Annotated in this window: 18 protein-coding genes; 6 read left to right on the top strand and 12 right to left on the bottom strand. The window is 64.2% G+C overall.

What is annotated here, in order from left to right; translation table 11 throughout:
- Positions 1-2: 2 nt before the first annotated feature.
- From IB267_RS14725 to IB267_RS14695, 7 genes are all read right to left on the bottom strand, one after another.
- Positions 3-1,226: an efflux RND transporter periplasmic adaptor subunit gene (locus IB267_RS14725; RefSeq protein WP_192448218.1), complete on the bottom strand. Its 1,224-nt coding sequence runs from the start codon at positions 1,224-1,226 to the stop codon at positions 3-5.
- A gap of 256 nt (positions 1,227-1,482) precedes the next feature.
- Positions 1,483-2,484 carry an ABC transporter ATP-binding protein gene (locus tag IB267_RS14720; protein ID WP_192448217.1) on the bottom strand — a complete coding sequence of 334 codons (1,002 nt, stop codon included), beginning with the start codon at positions 2,482-2,484 and terminating at the stop codon, positions 1,483-1,485.
- A 13-nt stretch (positions 2,485-2,497) separates the two neighbouring features.
- Positions 2,498-3,562: a Gfo/Idh/MocA family protein gene (locus tag IB267_RS14715; protein ID WP_192448216.1), complete on the bottom strand. Its 1,065-nt coding sequence runs from the start codon at positions 3,560-3,562 to the stop codon at positions 2,498-2,500.
- The gene (locus tag IB267_RS14710) at positions 3,559-4,398 is read right to left on the bottom strand and encodes a carbohydrate ABC transporter permease (RefSeq protein ID WP_043626614.1); all 840 of its coding nucleotides are present in this window, start codon (positions 4,396-4,398) and stop codon (positions 3,559-3,561) included. The genes IB267_RS14715 and IB267_RS14710 overlap by 4 nt, the downstream gene beginning before the upstream one ends.
- Positions 4,399-4,409: 11 nt before the next feature.
- Positions 4,410-5,360: a carbohydrate ABC transporter permease gene (locus IB267_RS14705; protein WP_043626608.1), complete on the bottom strand. Its 951-nt coding sequence runs from the start codon at positions 5,358-5,360 to the stop codon at positions 4,410-4,412.
- 343 nt (positions 5,361-5,703) lie between these two features.
- Positions 5,704-6,963, bottom strand: coding sequence for an ABC transporter substrate-binding protein (locus IB267_RS14700; protein ID WP_192448215.1), 1,260 nt, complete (start codon positions 6,961-6,963; stop codon positions 5,704-5,706).
- Between the two features lie 55 nt (positions 6,964-7,018).
- Positions 7,019-7,915 (bottom strand): N-acetylmuramic acid 6-phosphate etherase, encoded by an 897-nt coding sequence (locus IB267_RS14695; protein ID WP_043626602.1) that lies wholly within the window; start codon positions 7,913-7,915, stop codon positions 7,019-7,021.
- Between the two features lie 198 nt (positions 7,916-8,113).
- Between IB267_RS14695 and IB267_RS14690 the strand changes: the two genes are divergently transcribed.
- From IB267_RS14690 to nagA, 4 genes are read left to right on the top strand one after another with little or no spacing between them, the layout of a single operon-like run.
- Positions 8,114-8,998, top strand: coding sequence for an N-acetylglucosamine kinase (locus IB267_RS14690; protein ID WP_192448214.1), 885 nt, complete (start codon positions 8,114-8,116; stop codon positions 8,996-8,998).
- Complete coding sequence (locus tag IB267_RS14685) at positions 8,995-9,759, top strand: GntR family transcriptional regulator (protein ID WP_043626596.1); 765 nt, start codon at positions 8,995-8,997, stop codon at positions 9,757-9,759. The genes IB267_RS14690 and IB267_RS14685 overlap by 4 nt, the downstream gene beginning before the upstream one ends.
- Positions 9,760-9,791: 32 nt before the next feature.
- A complete protein-coding gene (locus tag IB267_RS14680; RefSeq protein WP_192448213.1) occupies positions 9,792-10,814 on the top strand; it encodes an SIS domain-containing protein in 1,023 nt (340 codons plus the stop codon).
- Entirely contained in the window at positions 10,811-11,971 is a 1,161-nt protein-coding gene (nagA, locus tag IB267_RS14675; RefSeq protein ID WP_192448212.1) for an N-acetylglucosamine-6-phosphate deacetylase, read from the top strand. The genes IB267_RS14680 and nagA overlap by 4 nt, the downstream gene beginning before the upstream one ends.
- An 82-nt stretch (positions 11,972-12,053) precedes the next feature.
- Here the strand turns inward: nagA and IB267_RS14670 are convergent, their stop codons facing one another.
- Genes IB267_RS14670 through IB267_RS14660 form a run of 3 tightly spaced genes read right to left on the bottom strand, consistent with a single transcriptional unit; the run spans position 12,054 to position 15,054 of the window.
- Positions 12,054-12,788 (bottom strand): copper homeostasis protein CutC, encoded by a 735-nt coding sequence (locus IB267_RS14670; RefSeq protein ID WP_192448211.1) that lies wholly within the window; start codon positions 12,786-12,788, stop codon positions 12,054-12,056.
- On the bottom strand, positions 12,785-13,696 hold the full coding sequence (locus tag IB267_RS14665; RefSeq protein WP_192448210.1) for an ROK family protein: 912 nt from the start codon (positions 13,694-13,696) through the stop codon (positions 12,785-12,787). Before IB267_RS14665 ends, IB267_RS14670 begins: the two co-directional genes overlap by 4 nt.
- The gene (locus IB267_RS14660) at positions 13,693-15,054 is read right to left on the bottom strand and encodes an amidase (RefSeq protein WP_192448209.1); all 1,362 of its coding nucleotides are present in this window, start codon (positions 15,052-15,054) and stop codon (positions 13,693-13,695) included. Before IB267_RS14660 ends, IB267_RS14665 begins: the two co-directional genes overlap by 4 nt.
- Before the next feature lie 194 nt (positions 15,055-15,248).
- Here IB267_RS14660 and IB267_RS14655 point away from each other — a divergent pair, with 194 nt between their 5' ends.
- Together IB267_RS14655 and IB267_RS14650 are read left to right on the top strand one after the other, a co-directional pair.
- A complete protein-coding gene (locus IB267_RS14655) occupies positions 15,249-15,980 on the top strand; it encodes a sulfate transporter family protein (RefSeq protein ID WP_192448336.1) in 732 nt (243 codons plus the stop codon).
- Positions 15,981-16,056: 76 nt separating this feature from the next.
- Positions 16,057-16,266 (top strand): SlyX family protein, encoded by a 210-nt coding sequence (locus IB267_RS14650; protein ID WP_192448208.1) that lies wholly within the window; start codon positions 16,057-16,059, stop codon positions 16,264-16,266.
- Between the two features lie 80 nt (positions 16,267-16,346).
- Here IB267_RS14650 and IB267_RS14645 read toward each other — a convergent pair whose 3' ends face one another.
- Both IB267_RS14645 and msrA read right to left on the bottom strand, forming a co-directional pair.
- Complete coding sequence (locus IB267_RS14645) at positions 16,347-17,339, bottom strand: BMP family protein (protein ID WP_034804831.1); 993 nt, start codon at positions 17,337-17,339, stop codon at positions 16,347-16,349.
- Between the two features lie 305 nt (positions 17,340-17,644).
- Positions 17,645-18,298 carry a peptide-methionine (S)-S-oxide reductase MsrA gene (gene msrA, locus IB267_RS14640; RefSeq protein WP_192448207.1) on the bottom strand — a complete coding sequence of 218 codons (654 nt, stop codon included), beginning with the start codon at positions 18,296-18,298 and terminating at the stop codon, positions 17,645-17,647.
- Between the last annotated feature and the right edge of the window lie 28 nt (positions 18,299-18,326).

Genomic DNA, 18,326 nt, shown 5'->3' with positions numbered 1-18,326 from the left:
ACTCACTTTGTGGCTTCAGCGGGCTTTTCGTCGGCAGAGGCCGTCGTCTGCGCTGCTTCGGCAGTCGGCTTGGCGTCCGGGTTCCAGTCCGTCGGTTCGACGGGGGCACCGGGGCCGATCTTCTGGAAGCCCTCGACGATGACCTTCTCGCCGGCCTTGAGACCGGAGGTCACCTGCCAGCGGGTGCCGATCGTGCGGCCGAGGGTCACGTTGCGGAACTCGACCTTGTTGTCGGCGCCGACGATATAGACCTGCGACTGGCCGGCATTGTTGCGCTGGACGGCCTGCTGCGGAACGGTGATCGCGTCCTTCTCGACGCCCTGCTGCACGAGCACGCGAACATACATGCCGGGAAGCAGGTCGTTGTCGGGGTTCGGGAACTCACCGCGCAGGGTTACCTGGCCGGTCGTCGCATCGACGGCGGCTTCCGAGAACAGGAGCTTGCCCTTGTGCTCGTAGACCGTGCCGTCGTCGAGCACCAGCTGGACTTCGGCTTCCTCGCCGTCACCGTTCATCATCTTGCCATCCTCGAGCGCCTTGCGCAGGCGGATGAGGTCGGTCGCCGACTGGGTGAAGTCGGCGTAGAGCGGGTCGAGCTGCTGGATCGTCGCGAGGTTTTCCGAGCTGTTGGTGCTGACAAGCGCGCCTTCGGTGATCAGCGCACGGCCGATGCGGCCGCTGATCGGCGCCGTCACGTCGGCATATTGCAGGTCGAGCTTGGCCGCCGCGAGGCCGGCTTCGGCGATCGCGACATCGGCGTCGGCGGTCGCAAGCAGCGCAGCCGCATCTTCCAATTGCTGCGCGGCGACGACGTTCGCCTTCCTCAGCTGTTCCTGGCGATCGGCCTTCTGCTGGGCCTGCTGGCGAATGGATTGGGCACGCCGAAGCGTTGCCTCTGCCTTTTCAACCTGAACGCGGAAGGGCGCAGGATCGATGCGGTAAAGCACATCGCCCTCATTGACCTTGGAGCCCTGCTGGAAGACGCGTTCGACGACAATGCCGGAAACGCGCGGACGGACCTCGGCGACGCGGGTCGCGGCGATGCGGCCCGGCAGCTCGTTGGTGATCGGCAGGGTTTCGGCCTTGGTCGTGAAGACCGCGACGGCGGACGGTGGGAATGCGGCGGCGCCCTGTTGTGCTTCCTCTTTCTGGCAGCCGGAAAGAAGAATCACAGTTGCCAAGGCGGCGGCCAGTGTCGGTCGGTTCATGCGCATAGCGATGTCCATATTCGGTGACCGCAGGCGACAGGTGCATCTCGCAAGGTGCCCGTACGGTCCGGAAGTGAAGGGGAGCAGAACCGGTATCGCTTGGGGAAAATACCGGAAAGCTAATATACAAACACAAATGTATGTTAAATTGCTTTGCGGTGCAACAGAGTCGTTCAGCACGGACAATCAAAAAATAAATCAACCGCCACAGGGGTTTAAGCCCATGGCGGTTGCTTTTCACGTAGCTGTGATGAGGCCTCGGCCTCAAAGCGGATCAGGCGAGAACGCGGTCGTCGTCGCCGAAACGGTGCATGGCGCCGACCGTCGGCGTCGCATAGACGATGTCGTCAGGCGCGTAGCGGTGTTCGCCGAAGAGGCGGACGGTGATGGTGCCGACCTGCTCGCTGTCGATGTAGACGATGGTGTCGGCGCCGAGGTGCTCGACATGCACCACCTTGCCCTTCCAGTCGCCGCTCTCGCGCGAAAGCGCCATGTGCTCCGGGCGGATGCCGATCGTCTTGGCTTTGACATCGCCGAGCCGGGCGCCCTCGATGAAGTTCATCTGCGGCGAGCCGATGAAGCCAGCGACGAAGACGTTGGCAGGCCTGTTGTAGAGGTCCATCGGCGAGCCGATCTGCTCGATCTTGCCGGCGTTGAGGACGACGATCTTGTCGGCGAGCGTCATCGCCTCCACCTGGTCGTGGGTCACGTAAATCATCGTTGCCTTCAGGCTGCGATGCAGCCGGGCAATCTCGAGCCGGGTGTTGACGCGCAAGGCCGCATCGAGGTTCGAAAGCGGCTCGTCGAACAGGAAGAGCTTCGGTTCGCGCACGATCGCGCGGCCGATCGCCACGCGCTGGCGCTGGCCGCCGGAAAGCTCGGCCGGGCGACGGGCGAGGTAGGGATCGAGCGACAGCATGCTCGCTGCCTTGCCGACCTTGTCCTCGATCTCCGCCTTCGGCGCGCCTGCCTGCTTCAGGCCAAGGCCCATATTGTCCTTCACCGACAGGTGCGGATAGAGCGCGTAGGACTGGAACACCATGGCGATGCCGCGCTTGGCGGGCGCCACATGGCCGACTTCCGTGCCGTCGATCTGCACGCTGCCGGAGGTCGCGTCCTCGAGACCGGCGATGGTGCGCAGCAAGGTCGACTTGCCGCAGCCGGACGGGCCGACGAAGATGACGAATTCGCCGTCCTTCACCTCGAGGTCGATGCCCTTCAGCACCTCATGGCTACCGTAGGCCTTGCGGATGGATTTGAGTTGAAGCGATCCCACCTGGTTGCCCCCTTTAAAGTTTGACTGGTCTGCCGGTGCGCACGCTTTCGTCTGCTGCAAGGCAGATGCGGAGCGACTGCACGGCGTCGTTCATGTGACGGTCGAGGTCGATGTTTTCGCGAATGGCCTTCAGCACATAGGCCTGTTCGCGGTCGCAGAGTTCCTGGTGGCCGGGTTCGCCGTCCATCTTCAGGTCCTCGTCGGCTTTGAGGAATCGGCCATCGGGACCGGTTTCGGCATTGTGCAGCCGGATCACCGCGGTCTTGGTGTGCATGTCGATGTCGTCGGACTTCGCATTCTGGTCCATGACGATCGACACCGATCCCTTCGGCGACATCACGTCCTTCACGAAGAAGGCGGTCTCCGAGATCATCGGTCCCCAGCCGGCTTCGTACCAGCCGGCCGAACCATCCTCGAAGATCACCTGCAGGTGGCCGTAATTGTACATGTCGGGCGCGATCTCGTCGGAGAGGCGAAGCCCCATGCCGCGCACTTCCACCGGCTTGGCGTCGGTGATCTGGCACATGACGTCGACATAGTGCACGCCGCAATCGACGATCGGCGACGTCGTCTTCATCAGCGACTTGTGCGTCTCCCAGGTCGGTCCGCTCGACTGCTGGTTCAGGTTCATGCGGAAGACATAGGGGCCGCCGAGCTTGCGCGCTTCGGCGATCAGCCGGATCCACGAGGGGTGATGGCGAAGGATGTAGCCGATCACCAGCTTGCGGCCGTGTTTCTTCGCCGCCGCGACGACGCGCTCGGCGTCGGCGACGGTGGTCGCGAGCGGCTTTTCGACGAAGACGTCGGCGCCGGCCTCGAACGCCATGACCGCAAAGTCGGCATGGCTGTCCGAATAGGTGCAGATCGAGCAGAGCTCGGGCTTCAGTTCGGCCAAAGCCGCTTTGAAGTCCTGATGGATCGTGTAGCCGCTCAGTTCCTCCGGCAACGGTACCTTCGAACGGTTGACGAGGCCGACGATCTCGAAGCCGGGATTGTTGTGATAGGCGAGCGCGTGGCTGCGCCCCATGTTGCCGAGCCCCGCGACGAGGACCCGGACCGGTTTGCTGCTTGCACTCACTTGACTGCTCCTGCCGTGATGCCGCGGATCAGTTGCCGCGAGAAGATGACGTAGAGGACGAGAACCGGAAGGATGGCGAGCGACAGCGCCGCCAGAACCGCGTTCCAGTTGGTGACGAACTGGCCGATGAAGATCTGCGAGCCGAGTGTCACGGTCTTGGTCGCTTCCGCCGGCGCGAGGATCAGCGGGAACCAGAGGTCGTTCCAGATCGGGATCATGGTGAAGACCGCGACCGTTGCCATGGCCGGCCGGACGAGCGGCAGAACCAGGCGGAAGAAGATCGAATATTCCGACAGCCCGTCGATGCGTCCGGCGTTCTTCAGGTCATCGGAGACCGTGCGCATGAACTCCGAGAGAATGAAGATCGCAAGCGGCAGGCCTTGGGCGGTATAGACGAGGATCAGCGCCGTCAGCGTGTTGACGAGGTTGGCAGCGACCATGCCCTGCAGAATGGCGACGGTACCGAGGCGGATCGGGATCATGATGCCGATCGCGAGATAAAGCCCCATCAGCGTGTTACCGCGGAAGCGGTATTCCGACAGCGCGAAGGCGGCCATCGCCCCGAAGAGCAGCACCAGCGCGATCGAGACGATCGTGACGATGAAGCTGTTCTGGAAATAGGTGGCGAAGTCGCCCTGGCCGAGGACCGTTTCATAGCCGATCAGGCTGAAGGTCTGCGGCGTCGGGATCGTCAGCGGCGCCCGGAAGATCGCGTTGCGATCCTTGAACGAGTTGATGATCGTCAGGAACACCGGGAACAGCGAGATGAGCGTGTAGGCGATGAGCGCTGCATGCACGAAGCCGGTGCGGAGAAATGAATCGCGTGCTTTCGACATCTCCGGTCTCCTCAGAACTGGTAGCGGCGCATGCGGCGCTGAATGACGAAGAGGTAGAGCGAGACGCCGGCGAGGATGATGAGGAACATCACCGTGGCGATCGTCGCGCCCATCGAGCGGTCGCCGAGCTGCAGCTGGAAACCGAAGAAGGTGCGGTAGAGCAACGTGCCGAGAATGTCGGTCGAGCCGTCTGGGCCGGCAAGGGCGCCCTGCACCGTGTAGACCAGGTCGAAGGCGTTGAAGTTGCCGACGAAGGTCAGGATCGAGATGATGCCGATGGCCGGCAGGATCAGCGGCAGCTTGATCTTCCAGAACTGGCTCCAGCCGGTGACGCCGTCGCATTCGGCAGCCTCGATCACCTCATCCGGAATGTTGAGCAGGGCGGCGTAGATCAGCATCATCGGGATGCCGACATATTGCCAGACCGAGATCAGCGACACGGTGACGAGCGCCGAACCGGGCTTGCCGAGCCAGGGGGCAAACAGCGACTTCAGGCCGACGAGATCGAGCATGCCGGGTGCAACGCCCCAGATCGGCGACAGGATCAGCTTCCAGATGAAGCCGACGATCACGAAGGAGAGCAGCGTCGGCAGGAAGATCGCCGTGCGGTAGAAGGTCACGAAGCGCAGCTTCGGGATCGACAGCATGGCGGCGAGCGCGACGCCGATCGGGTTCTGCACGCACATGTGGATGATGAAGAAGATGACGTTGTTCTTCAGCGCGTTCCAGAAATCGTGCGCCCAGCGTTCGTCGCCGAACAGCGTCTGGAAATTCGCAAGGCCGACAAAGGCCGGCTGGCCGTCGACCGTGTTGAACAGCGAAAGCCTGAGCGTCTCGATCAACGGCAGGATCATCACCGCCGAATAGACCAGGAAGGCCGGCAGCAGGAAGACGAGGATGTGCCAGCGTTTCGGCCGCCTTGCGGTCGGCTGTCCGTCTTGCACTGAAAGAGCGTCACTCATGGATCCATCCGTTTCTAGAAGACCGGTCCCCAGGCAATCATGATGCGCACCGGCGCCACGCGGCCGGTCGCGCCGCATGCCGTCTGCCCCTTTATCGAGGGCTCATGACGAAGGTTAAGTCTATCGCGTTCTTTTGCAAACGACTGCGTCGGCGGCCTCCCACTGGGGGAGGCCGGTGACGCTTCGGCTGGGGGAGTGCCGTCATTCGGCATGTCGCCCCGCCCGGTCCCCACGGCATCCTTAAATCCATCTGGCTTAAGGTGCTCTATGCACGTCCAGGACGTGCGGCGCTGTAGGGCCGACCCTCCCCCGTCAAGGGGAGGGAACCTGTTGCGCTTACGTCTTACTTCGCCGGCTTGTACCAGCCGTCGAGGCCCTTCTGCAGCTTCTCGGCGGCAACCTCAGGCGTATCCGTGCCGTTGATCACGTTGGCCGATTCGACCCAGGTCTCGTTTTCCAGGTTTGGCGTGCCGCGCGACAGGATCTGGTAGGTCGAGCGGATCGTCGGCTTGCACTTTTCGCGCCAGGAGACGAATTCCTGGGCGAGCGGATCGGCCATCTTCACCGGCGTCGAGTTCAGGCTGAAGAAGCCCGGCAGCGCGTTGGCGTAGATTTCGGCGAATTCCGGCGAGGAGATCCAGGTCAGCAGCTTCTTGGCTTCTTCGGCATGCGCGCTCTTGGCGTTCAGGCCGACACCGATGTCGTTGTGGTCGGAGATGTAGCAGGCGTCACCGGCGTTCTTCACCGGCGGCGGGAAGGCACCCATCTTGAACTGGGCCTGCGTGTTGAACAGGCCGATTTCCCACGAGCCGGCCGGGTAGATTGCAGCGCGGCCGAGCGTGAAGAGGTTCTGGCTGTCCGGATAGGTCTGTGCTTCGAAGCCGTCGCCGAGATAATCCTTCCACTTGGCAAGAACGCGATAGGGCTCGACCCATGCGTCGTCGGTCAGCTTCTCTTCGCCCTTGATCAGCTTGGCGCGGCCTTCTTCACCCTTCCAGTAGGTCGGGCCGATGTTCTGGTAGCCCATGGTCGCGGCTTCCCAGAGGTCCTTGGTGCCCATCGCCATCGGGATGTAGTTGCCGTCGGCCTTGATCTTGTCGAGGGCGGCGAAGAATTCCGCTTCCGTCGTCGGGATCTGGATGCCGAGCTGGTCGAAGGCGTCCTTGTTGTAGATGAAGCCGTGGATGACCGAAGCCATCGGCACGCAGAATGTGGCCTTGCCGTCGTCGGTGGTCCAGGCGGACTTGGCGACCGGCGAGAAGTTCTCCATGCCGGCCAGACCCGTCAGGTCAGCGAGGTGCTTCTTGTTGTAAAGCTCGAGCGAGGCGTCGAACGGACGGCAGGTGATGAGATCGCCTGCGGAGCCGGCGTCGAGCTTGGCGTTGAGTGCGGCGTTGTACTCGGTCGGCGCGGTCGGCGCGAACTTGACCTTGATGCCCGGGTGCTTGGCTTCGAACGCCGGGATCAGCTTTTCCTGCCAGATCGCCAGGTCGTCGTTGCGCCAGCTTTCGATGGTCAGCGTCACGTCCTCGGCGTGCGCCAGCCCGGCCGTGCCGAGAATGCTCGAAGCGAGCAGCAGGCCTTTGATTGTCGTACGGATCATGCAGTTTCTCCCTCTTTATAAGCGCCCTCCGGCGCGGTTTGGATCCCGGAATTACTCAGGCCGAGACGATGTCGATCGCTTGGCGCAGATTCTGCCTGGTCTCTTTCAGTGCCGCCTCCGCGACCGCAACGTCCTTTGCGCCAGAGGCGAGCAGGATCGCGACCTTGACCGAGCCGGAGGCCATGTTGATCAGCCGGCCGGCCTCGGCAGCGCTGATGCCGGTAATGTCGGTAACGATGCGGATTGCGCGGCCGTGCAGCTTGATATTGTCGGCGCGCAGGTTGACCATGTGGCCGTCGAGCACGTGGCCGAGCTGAATGCCGACCAGCGTCGAGAACATGTTGAAGGCGATCTTCTGCGCGGTGCCGGCGCCCATGCGGGTCGAGCCGGAAACCACTTCCGGCGGAGTCTGCAGAAGGATCGACACGTCGGCGTCCTTGAACAGCGCCGCACCCGGATTGTTCGCGACCCCGATCACCTTGGCGCCGAGCTTGCGGGCCTCGTCGGCCGCAGCAAGCGCGTAAGGGGTGGAGCCGCTGGCGGAAACGGAAACGAGGCAGTCGCCCGCGCCGATGCCGGCCTTGCGCACGTCTTCACGGGCAAGGTCCATGTCGTCTTCGTAGCCGCCCGCAAGGTCGCTGAGACTGGCGGTGCCGCCGGCAAGCAGAACGACGATCTGGTCCTGGGCAATGCCGTAGGTGCCGGGCAGTTCGAGCGCGTCGGCCATGGCCATCAGGCCGGAACTGCCGGCGCCGGCATAGGCGAGACGCCGGCCGGATGCGAGGGATTCGGCCGCGATCGATGCCGCAGCCGAGATCGACTCGATCGCCGCGTCGACGGCCTTGGCGGCCGCCTGCTGGCCGGACGCGAGCAGCCGGAGCGCCAGCGCCGGATGCATAAGATCCAGGCCTTTGGCGTTGTCGTGGCGCTCTTCGGTCTTGGCTGACGGCATGGGTTGTGTCTCCTCTTGGTCAAATTAATGCCAAAAAAATACCAATTGTCCAGCAGAATTTAAGTTTTGGCGCCTGAAAAAACTAAACAGCTAAATTAGCCCTTAGATTTCAACGTATTGCAACGAAATCGAAACCGCGAGTGGATTCAGGCTTGGATATTGGTATTTTTTTGGTATCCTCAATGGGCGGAGGTGCTCATGACAAATTACCTGATCGGAATCGATGGCGGCGGAACGAGCTGCCGGGCTGCCGTGGCAACGGCGGACGGGCGCATTCTCGGGCGCGGCAAGTCCGGCGCCGCCAATATCCTGACGGATCCGGAAACCGCGCTTGCCAATATCGGTGAGGCCGCACGCGCCGCCTTTGTAGAGGCGGGCCTTGATCCCCAGGGTATTAGCGCCGCCAAGGCGATCGTCGGTGTCGCCGGGCACAATGTCGGCGACGCCGTGCATTATGTGAAGCGCCGCCTTCCGTTCGCCGCCGCCGACATCGAATCCGATGGCTTGATCGCCCTACAGGGCGCGCTCGGCAATCGTGACGGCGCGGTCGCCATTCTTGGTACCGGCAGCATCTATATCCTGCGCCAGGGCGAAACCGTCAGCTATGTCGGCGGTTGGGGCTTCACCATCGGTGACCATGGCAGCGGCGCCCGCATCGGCCACGCGCTTCTGCAGGAAAGCCTGCTTGCCTTCGACAATATTCATGAAGCCTCGGCGGTGACGGCATCGGTCCTTGCCGAATTCAACAACGACGCGCGGGACGTCGTCGATTTCGCCCGCCTCGCCAAGCCCGGCGAATTCGGCCGCTATGCGCCGCGCGTGTTCGAGGGGGCCGCATCCGGTGATCCGGTTGCCGTGCGCATCCTGAAGGCCGCCGCGCTTACAGTGGACGAGGCACTTGATGTCGTCGTCGCAAGGGGCTGCGACAGATTGTGCCTTCTCGGTGGATTGGCGCCGCTCTATCGCCCCTGGCTTGCCGATCGGCATCAGGCCTTGCTCGTCGAAGCGGAGGCCGACGCGCTGACCGGATCGGTCGCCGTTGCCGCCCAGCGTTTCGGCACCCAGGCGAGGGCAGGGGCATGACGCACCAGCTCGCTTCCATTCTGCCGCTCGAGGGCCTGCAGTCCGGAGGGTCGGGGCCGCTCTATCTCAAGCTCAGGCAATCGCTCGAAGACGCGATCCAGTCGGGCAAGCTCAATCACGGCGACGCTCTGCCGCCGGAGCGCGACCTTGCCGACTACGCCAATATCAGCCGCGTCACCGTGCGCAAGGCGGTGGACGATCTCGTGCGCGACGGGCTGCTGGTTCGCCGCCACGGCTCCGGCACCTTCGTCGTCAAGCCGGTCTCCAAGGTGCAGCAGTCGTTGTCGCGGCTGACCTCGTTCACCGAGGACATGGCCCGCCGTGGCCTGAACACCCATGCCCGCTGGCTGGAGCGCGGCCTGTTTCATCCCTCGCCGGATGAAATGATGGCGCTCGGCCTTCCGGCCGACGCGCTGGTCGCCCGCCTCGGGCGCCTACGCATCGCCGACGACATGCCGCTTGCGATCGAGCGCGCCAGCATTTCGGCGGAGTTCCTGCCGGACCCGCAGACTGTTACCTCGTCGCTCTATACTGCGCTCGACAAGACGCGCTCGCGACCGGTGCGCGCCGTGCAGCGCATCTCCGCCTGCAACATCAAGGATCCGGATGCCTCGATGCTCGGCGTCGCCGTCGGTTCGGCCGGCCTTTCCATCGAACGTGTTTCCTATCTCGCATCGGGACGCGTCGTCGAATTCACCCGCTCGCTCTACCGGGGCGATGCCTATGACTTTGTCGCGGAACTGACGCTGTCGGAATCCTAAAGCGACGGCTCCGCCAAGAAAGGGAATTGACCATGCAGACCAATATGCGCCGAGAAATCGACGAAATCCCCGAAGCCGCCCAGCGTCTGCTGGAACGCTCCGCCGACCAACTCAAGGCTGCCGGTGCGGCACTCCGCGCCAAGGATCCGGCCTTCCTCGTCACCATCGCCCGCGGCTCCTCCGACCATGCGGCGCTGTTCCTCAAATATGCGATCGAGCTGCAGGCCGGCGTGCCCGTCGCCTCGCTCGGCCCGTCGCTCGCCTCGATCTACGGTGCCAAGCTGAAGCTCGGCGGCGCCGCAGCGATCGCGATTTCGCAGTCGGGCAAGAGCCCTGACATCGTCGCCATGGCGAAGGCTGCCACCGATGCCGGCGCGGTCTCGATCGCGCTTACCAACACGCTGCCCTCGCCGATTTCCGAGGCTTGCACCAACCCGCTCGACATCTTGGCCGGTCCGGAAATCGCCGTCGCCGCCACCAAGTCCTATGTCAACTCGATCGTCGCCGGCCTTGCCGTGCTCGGCGAGTGGACCGGTGATGCGGCGCTTCAGCGTGCGGTCGCCGACCTGCCGAACCAGTTTGCCAAGGCCGTCAAGCTCGACTGGCAGGCCTTTGCCGACGATCTCGGCGAAGCCGAATCGCTCTACGTGCTCGGCCGAGGCCCGGCGCTCGCCATCGCCAGCGAAGCGGCACTGAAGTTCAAGGAAACCTCCGGCATGCACGCGGAAGCTTACTCCGCGGCTGAAGTGCTGCACGGACCCGTGGCGCTCGTCGGCGCCAAGTTCCCGGTGCTGACGCTCGCGGCTCGCGATGCGGCCGAGACCTCGGTCGCCGGCATCGCCGACGGTATGGCGGAAAAGGGCGCGGTGGTTCATGCTACCTCTGGTCTTGCGGCCAAGGCCAAGCGCCTGCCCTTCGTCGAGACCGGTCACCCGATCACCGACGCGCTGACGCTGATCCTGCCGTTCTACGGTTTCGTCGAGGCTTGGTCGCGTTCGCGCGGTCTCAACCCCGATGCGCCCGCAAGCCTCAAGAAGGTAACGGAGACGAGATGAGCGAGAGGAAGGCAATCACCGGCGCCCGCCTGTTCGACGGCGTCGAATGGCACGACGGCTGCGCCCTCGTGATCGAGGCCGGCAGGGTCAAGGCGATCGTGGCGTCAGCCGACGTTCCCGCCGACGCCGAGCGGATCGATGCTCACGGCATGCTTTTGGCGCCGGGGTTCATCGACCTGCAGGTCAACGGCGGCGGTGGTGCGCTTCTGAACGAGGAGCCGACGGTCGAAGGCATCCGGCAGATCTGCTCGGCCCATGCCAAGTTCGGCACGACGGCACTTCTGCCGACGCTGATCACCGATACGCGCGAAATTAGAAGCGCCACCATCAAGGCCGGCCTTGAGGCCAAGGCTGCCGGCGTGCCCGGTTTCCTCGGGCTGCATCTCGAAGGCCCGCATCTTTCGGTCGTGCGCAAGGGTGCGCACGATCCGAAACTGATCCGCCCGATGGACGACGCCGATCTCGCCGAAATGCTCGATTGCGCCAGGGCGCTCGGCGTCCTGATGGTGACCGTGGCGCCGGAAAACGCCACCAAGGAACAGGTGAGGGCGCTCACTGACGCCGGCGCCGTCGTCAGCCTCGGCCATACGGATGTCGGCTATGAAACCGCGGTCGCCTATGCCAAGGCGGGCGCACGCACGGTAACCCATCTCTTCAACGCCATGAGCGGTCTCGGCCATCGTGAGCCGGGCGTGGTCGGTGCAGCGCTTGCCACCGGCACGCTGCATGCGGGCATGATCGCCGACGGCTATCACGTCGAGCCGGCGTCGATGGGCGTGGCGCTGCGCGCCAAGGTGGGGCCGGGCCAGATCTTCCTGGTCACCGACGCGATGTCGCCGATCGGCACCGACATGAAGAGCTTCCAGCTCAACGGCCGCGAAATCCTGCGCGAGGGCGGCCGCCTGACGCTTGCCGACGGCACGCTCGCCGGTGCCGACATCGACATGCTGTCCTCGGTTCGTTTCGTGCACGAAAAGCTTGGCCTGCCGGTCGAGGAAGCGTTGCGCATGGCTTCCGCCTATCCGGCCGACGCCATGGGTCTCGCCACCCACAAGGGCCGGTTGAAGCCCGGAGCGGATGCCGATTTCGTGCTGCTCACGCCGGAACTCGGCATGGGTTCCACCTGGATCGGCGGCACGCAGGTTTACGCAGCCTGATTGCGACGTCACGGACAACAAGACCTGACAGAAAGACCCGGAAAGCGCTTCGCTCTCCGGGTCTTTTTTTTGGGCTTTTTTGTTAGCGCGGGCTAAGGGCCGCAAGCTTCGCCTTCATCGCTCGCACCGTGTCCGCATCGGTGCGACGCCGGTCGGCGGAGACGAAGCCCATCTCCACCAGTCGCGGATCCTGAGCCGGCTCACGAACGGAACAGGAGGAGTGAACCTCGCCGACACTCAGTTTACTTAAGAGGGCATCCGCGGTTTCCAGCGTCACGCCGGACCCGGGCATGATCGACAATCGCCCGGCTGCACGCTCGATGATGTCCGCCAAGCGGTCGATCGCCTGCGGCGCGCTCTTCGCGCCGCCCGAGGTCAGTATGCGTTCGAAGCCGAGTTCCACCGCCGTTTCCATCGCCTCGGCAAAATCCGGCACGAGATCGAACGCCCGGTGCAGCGTCATGCCGAGCCCGGCCGCGTGGCCGGTGAGTTTGATGAGCATCGACGCGTCGAGCCGGCCATCGGCCAGCGACGCGCCGAGCACGACACCGGCCAGACCGGCGTCTCGCGCCGCGTCGATATCGCGACGCATCACATCGAGGTCCGCGGTTGAGAAAATGAAGTCGCCGGGCCGCGGCCGGATCATCGCGTAGACGGGCACTCGTGGCGGGCCAGCCAGCGCCATAAGGCCGGGATTGGGCGTGAGGCCACCGACGGAAAGGGCGGCGCAAAGCTCGATCCGGTCGGCGCCGCCTTCGATGGCCGCGTAAAGCCCGTCTGCATCGTCGACGCAGACTTCGAGTTTGATGTCGCTCATGCCTTGTCTCCTGAAAGCCCGAGCAGCGCCGCGCCGATCAGGCCGGGCTCGATCCGGCATTCGCCGCGCACAACCAACGGCCGGTCGAACCGCCGCAGAATCCGGCTACGCACCGCCCTGTCGATCTCGGTAAGCAACTCCTCGGCATTGGAAAGGCCGCCGCCGACGGGCACGATCGTTGCCCCGGTTATGTTGATGACCAGCGCCAGCGGCGAGCTGACGAGGTCGACGAGGAGCTCGACCGTGCGTTTCGCCTCGGCGTCGCCAACCTTCCAGGCCTCGATGATCTCTTGGCTCGAAAGCGTCTTGCCGTGAGCGGTCTGGTGCAGCCGTTCCAGCCCGCGGGCGCCGCCGACGGTATCGACGCAGCGCTTCTGGCCGCAGCCGCAGGCGTAGGCGGGAATCGCCATTGGTGGATCCCCGGCCTCCGACGCGATTGCCGGGCCATGGCCCCATTCGCCGGCAAAGCCGCCATCGGCATTGATCAGCCGGCCGTCGATGACAAGGCCGCCGCCGACGCCGGTGCCGAGGATGGCACCAAAGACGATGCGATGACCGCGCCCTGCACCCGCTCCGGCCTCGGCCAGCGCAAAACAGTCGGCGTCATTGGCGATCTTCACGGGAAGATGCAGCGCCGCTTCCAGCTCGGCGACCAGTTCGCGACCGTCGATGCAGGGGATGTTGGCGCATTTGATGCGCTGCGTCTCGGGATCGATGACGCCCGTGATCGAGATCGCGACGCAAGCCGGATGTCCGCCCGCTTCGTCGAGGACCGATTCGAGCGCCTGCACGAACTGGCGGAAATTGGTAAGCGGCGTGGTTCGGCGCGGCAGCGGAAAGATCCGGTCGCGCGAATGCACGATCGCGCCTTTGATTGCAGAGCCGCCGATATCGAAACAGACGATCATGCCTCACCCCGGATGATCGCCTCGGCCGCAAGCGCCACCGAAAGCAGCCGGTCGTCCTGGTGATGCGGGGCCGCAAGCTGGAAGCCGACCGGCATTTCCGCCGCCCCGAGCCCGCAAGGAATGGAGATGCCGCAGAAATCTAGGAAGTTGCCGATCGAGGTGTTGCGCAGCGTCTTGCCGTTGATCTTGAAGAACAGTTCGTCGTCTTCGAGAAGCGGCGCGATCGGTGGGGCGACATGGGGCAGCGTCGGGTGGGCGATGAGTTCGTTCGGCTTCAGACTTTCGACCGTCTCGTGGATCAGCTGGTCGCGCGCGTCGAGGAGCGCGATGTAGTCGGGCATGGAGATCTTCTCGCCGAGCCGTGTGCGGGCGACGACGCGTGGATCCATCGCATTGGCCTCGGGCCCGGCGAGACGCTCGCGGTGCAGCGCATAGGCCTCGGCCGTTACCAGGGCGCCATGACGGGCCATCAGCCCGAACACGGCCGAGAAGGACGGGAAAGCGCGGCGGCTGACGGCAACGCCCGCCTTTTCGAGCCGCTTGATCGCGTCCTCGAAGGCCTCGACGACTTCCGGCTCCGCATCGTCGAACACCACCGTTTCCGGGATCACCAGCGCGATGCTCGAGAGGTCGGCGCGGCGCACGGTCGGCGCCGTCAGCCCGTGCATGGCGGCGTCCACCCAGACGGCATCCTGCACCGTGTGGCAAAGGGGCCCGAGCGAATCCAGGCTTTCCGCCAACGGAAAGATGCCCTTCATCGCATAGCGGCCGCGTGTCGCCTTATAGCCGACGATGCCGGTGAAGGCTGCGGGAATGCGGACGGATCCGCCGGTGTCGGTACCGATGGCCGCCGGCACCAGCCTGGCCGCAACCGCGACCGCCGAGCCCGACGACGAGCCGCCGGGAATGCGCTCGACGTCGGTGGCGACGGGGTTGCGCGGCGTGCCGTAGTGCGGGTTGATGCCAAGGCCGGAGAAGGCGAATTCGCTGAGATTGGTGCGGCCGACACTGACCATGCCGGCGGCGGAAACGGCGGCGACGACGGGTGCGTCGCTCGTGGCCGGCGCGTTCGTGCGCAGCACCGCCGACCCGGCGGTCGTGACGCTGCCGGCGGTGTCGAACAGATCCTTCCAGGCGACCGGCAGGCCGTCGAGCAGGCCGAGCGACCGCCCGGCCCTCAGACGCTTCGAGGCAGCCTCCGCATCCCGTGTCGCGCGCTCCGGCGTCAGCTCGACAAAGATGGCGTAATCGCCGTGGGCGTCGATCGCCGCATAGGTTTCCTTGGCGAGCTCCACCGGATCCAGCTTGCCGCTCTGCACCAGCACGGAAAGGCTGGCGAGTGTCTTTTGTTCTGTCATGTCATCCTCCGCGGAGCGCTGCTGCCGGCATCCCATATGTCTACAATATCGCCGCTCCCGGCGTTTTCCATGCTTCCCTTAGATGAGGTGCATGAATCTTGCATAAAGACGGGTGCCCGCCGGAACGATCTTGTCGCCGGTAGCGCCTCTGCCTACATGCACCATCGAACCTTGGCCCATGCTGGAGAGCGATGATGATCCTGGACGCGGCGCGGCTGTCGCTTGCCAACCTGTTTGCATCCGAGACCCGATCGGTCTTCTGGAAGGTGCTGGGGCTGACGGTCCTCGCGCTTGCCGCCCTGTGGTTTGCGGTGCGCGAAGTGTTCATCTGGCTGGCCTTGCCGTGGATCGACACGCTGATGCCGGGCACGCCCGTCTGGGCCGGCTGGCTGACCTTCATGCTCGGCATCTTCGCAAGCCTTGGCCTGGCCCTCGTGCTCGCCTTGCTTCTTGCCCCCGTCACCGCGCTCATTGCCGGCTTCTTCCTCGACGACGTCGCCGATGTCATCGAGAAGCGTGACTATCCGAACGAGCCCCAGGGCCGGCCGCTGCCGCTCGGCGAGGCGATTGCCGGCTCGCTCAAGTTCCTGGGCGTCGTCATCCTGGGCAACCTCCTGGCGCTCGTGCTGCTGCTCGTTCCGGGCGTCAATCTCGTCGCCTTCTTCCTGGTCAACGGCTATCTGCTCGGCCGCGAATTCTTCGAGTTTGCGGCGATGCGCTATCGCGCGCCGGCGGAGGCGCGGCTCTTCCGGGAAAAGCATCGCTCGACCGTCTTTCTCGCCGGGCTGCTGCTCGCCGGCTTCCTGGCGGTACCCTTCGTCAACCTTTTGACGCCGCTCTTTGCCGCCGGCCTGATGGTGCATCTGCACAAGCGGCTGTCGGCGAAAGATCCCGGGTTCTCGCTGCGTGTCGCGGCGAAGGCGTAAGGCTGTTGCTTGACATAAGGCCGGCGGTGGCCAATCTGCCGGCAAACGGCGCTGCGCGCCCATGGAGTTTGCAGGAATGAGCAACACGGACGAACGGATCACCCGCCTTGAGGAGACCGTGGCCCACCAGGCCAAGACCATCGAGGAGCTTTCCGATCAGCTTGCCGAGCAGTGGAAGGTGGTCGAGCAGACCCGCGCCAAGCTCGACCGGCTGACCGAAAGGTTCCTGTCGCTCGAAGAGCAGTCGCTCGACGCGCCGGCCATTACGAAGCCGCCGCATTACTGATCGCCGCGATCAAGTCAGGACAAACAAAAGGCCGCCGGTCCAACGAACCGGCGGCCTTTTTTATGACGCAAGCGCTGCTCTTAGTAGGGGCAGGACTCGTCGCTCATGTAGTCGTGGACCTGGACCTTGCCGGCGATGATTTCGGCCTTCACCTTTTCCACCGCGTCGAGCATCTCAGGCGTGATCAGCGCCTTGTTGTTGTCGTCGAGGGCATAGCCGACGCCGTCTTCCTTGAGGCCGAGATTGGAAATGCCGAACTCGAACTTGTCGTTCTTGGCCGCCGTGAAGGCTTCGTAGACGGCGACGTCGACGCGCTTCAGCATCGAGGTCAGGACCTTGCCCGGCTGCAGGGCGTTCTGGTTCGAATCGACGCCGATGCCGAGCTTGCCCGCGTCCGCAGCTGCCTGCAGAACACCGACGCCGGTGCCGCCTGCTGCGTGGTAGACGACATCCGAGCCCTGGTCGATCTGGGACTTGGCGATTTCGCCGCCCTTGACCGGGTCGTTCCAGGCGTCCGGCGTCGTGCCGGTGTAGGCTTCCAGAACCTTGACGTCAGCGCCGGTCGACTTGGCGCCGCCAACGTAGCCACAGGCGAACTTGTGGATCAGCGGAACGTCCATGCCGCCGACGAAGCTGACGGTCTTCGACTTGGAAGCGAGACCGGCGAGAACGCCGACGAGGTAGGAGCCTTCCTGTTCCTTGAAGACGACCGACTTGACGTTCGGCTTCTCGACGACCATGTCGATGATAGCGAACTTGATGTCCGGATATTCCGGGGCGATCTTTTCGAGCGAAGCCGCCCAGTTGAAGCCGGCCATGACGATCGGGCTGTTGCCGTCGCTGGCAAAGCGCCGCAGCGCCTGTTCGCGCTGGGCGTCGTTGGCGATTTCGAACTCGCGGTATTCGACACCCGATTCCGTCTTGAACTTCTCGGCGCCGTTAAAGGCAGCCTCGTTGAAGGATTTGTCGAACTTGCCGCCGAGATCGTAGATGATGGCCGGCTTGATGTCGGCGGCCAGTGCCGTCGCGGACATCATTGAAAAGGCAAAGAGACCGAGAATTGTTTTTTTCATCGTGCAGCCCTGTTGTCGCTATTGATCTTATTGGGTCCTCCCGCCGGCTCCCTGACAGAAGCCTGTCTGCGGAACCCACCCCCTTCTCCTTGGGGCTAGGGTGGCGCATCCTTGCACGGTCACGGCAAAAAAAACACTCAAAATTTTTCAGATGGTAAAAATTGAAGCCACGGATATCGGCACCCGTAAGGCACCGGTTCTGTTGCGTTTTTGAGATCCGGGCGAGGTGTCCCGACCGGTCCGGCGCGGCCTCAGGGTTGTGGGTATCGCGACCGCACGCGGGATACCACCCGGGGGGTATGCGCCTAGTGGCCGATCGGGCAGCTGACGCCGGTGCCGCGCAGGCCGCAATAGCCGCTGGGGTTCTTGGCCAGATACTGTTGGTGGTAGTCCTCGGCGAAATAGAACGGGCCTGCCATGCCGATCTCGGTCGTCACCCTGCCGCCGTGGTTGGCGTGCTTCAGCGCGGTCTGGAACGTGGCGCGCGCGGCCTTGGCTTCGGCCAACTGCTCGTCGTCATAGGCATAGATCGCCGAGCGGTAGGTGGTTCCGATGTCGTTGCCCTGGCGCATGCCTTGCGTCGGGTCGTGTTCCTCGAAGAAGGTCCTGAGCAGGCTCGCGAGCTTCACCTTTTCCGGATCATAGACGACCAGGACCACTTCGGCATGGCCGGTAAGCCCGGTCGTCGTTTCCTGGTAGGTCGGGTTCGGCGTCAGCCCGCCGGCATAGCCGGCCGCCGTCACGTAGACGCCGGGGATGTTCCACAGCAATCGTTCGGCGCCCCAGAAGCAGCCCATGCCCAGAAGGATGCGCTTGGTGCCGTCGGGGTAGGGGCCTTTCAACGGCCGGCCGGAAACGAAATGCGTCTCGGCCGTCGGGATCGCGGCGTCACGGCCCGGCAGCGCCGTCTGCGCGTCCGGCATGATCGTCTTCTTGTTGAACATGTCGATCAGGAACAACAGCATACTCCTTTCGGTGCGAAGGTGG

It is taken from the genome of Ensifer sp. ENS09 (assembly GCF_014852425.1).
Classification (GTDB): domain Bacteria; phylum Pseudomonadota; class Alphaproteobacteria; order Rhizobiales; family Rhizobiaceae; genus Ensifer.
This window is presented reverse-complemented; position numbering and strand designations above follow the sequence as displayed.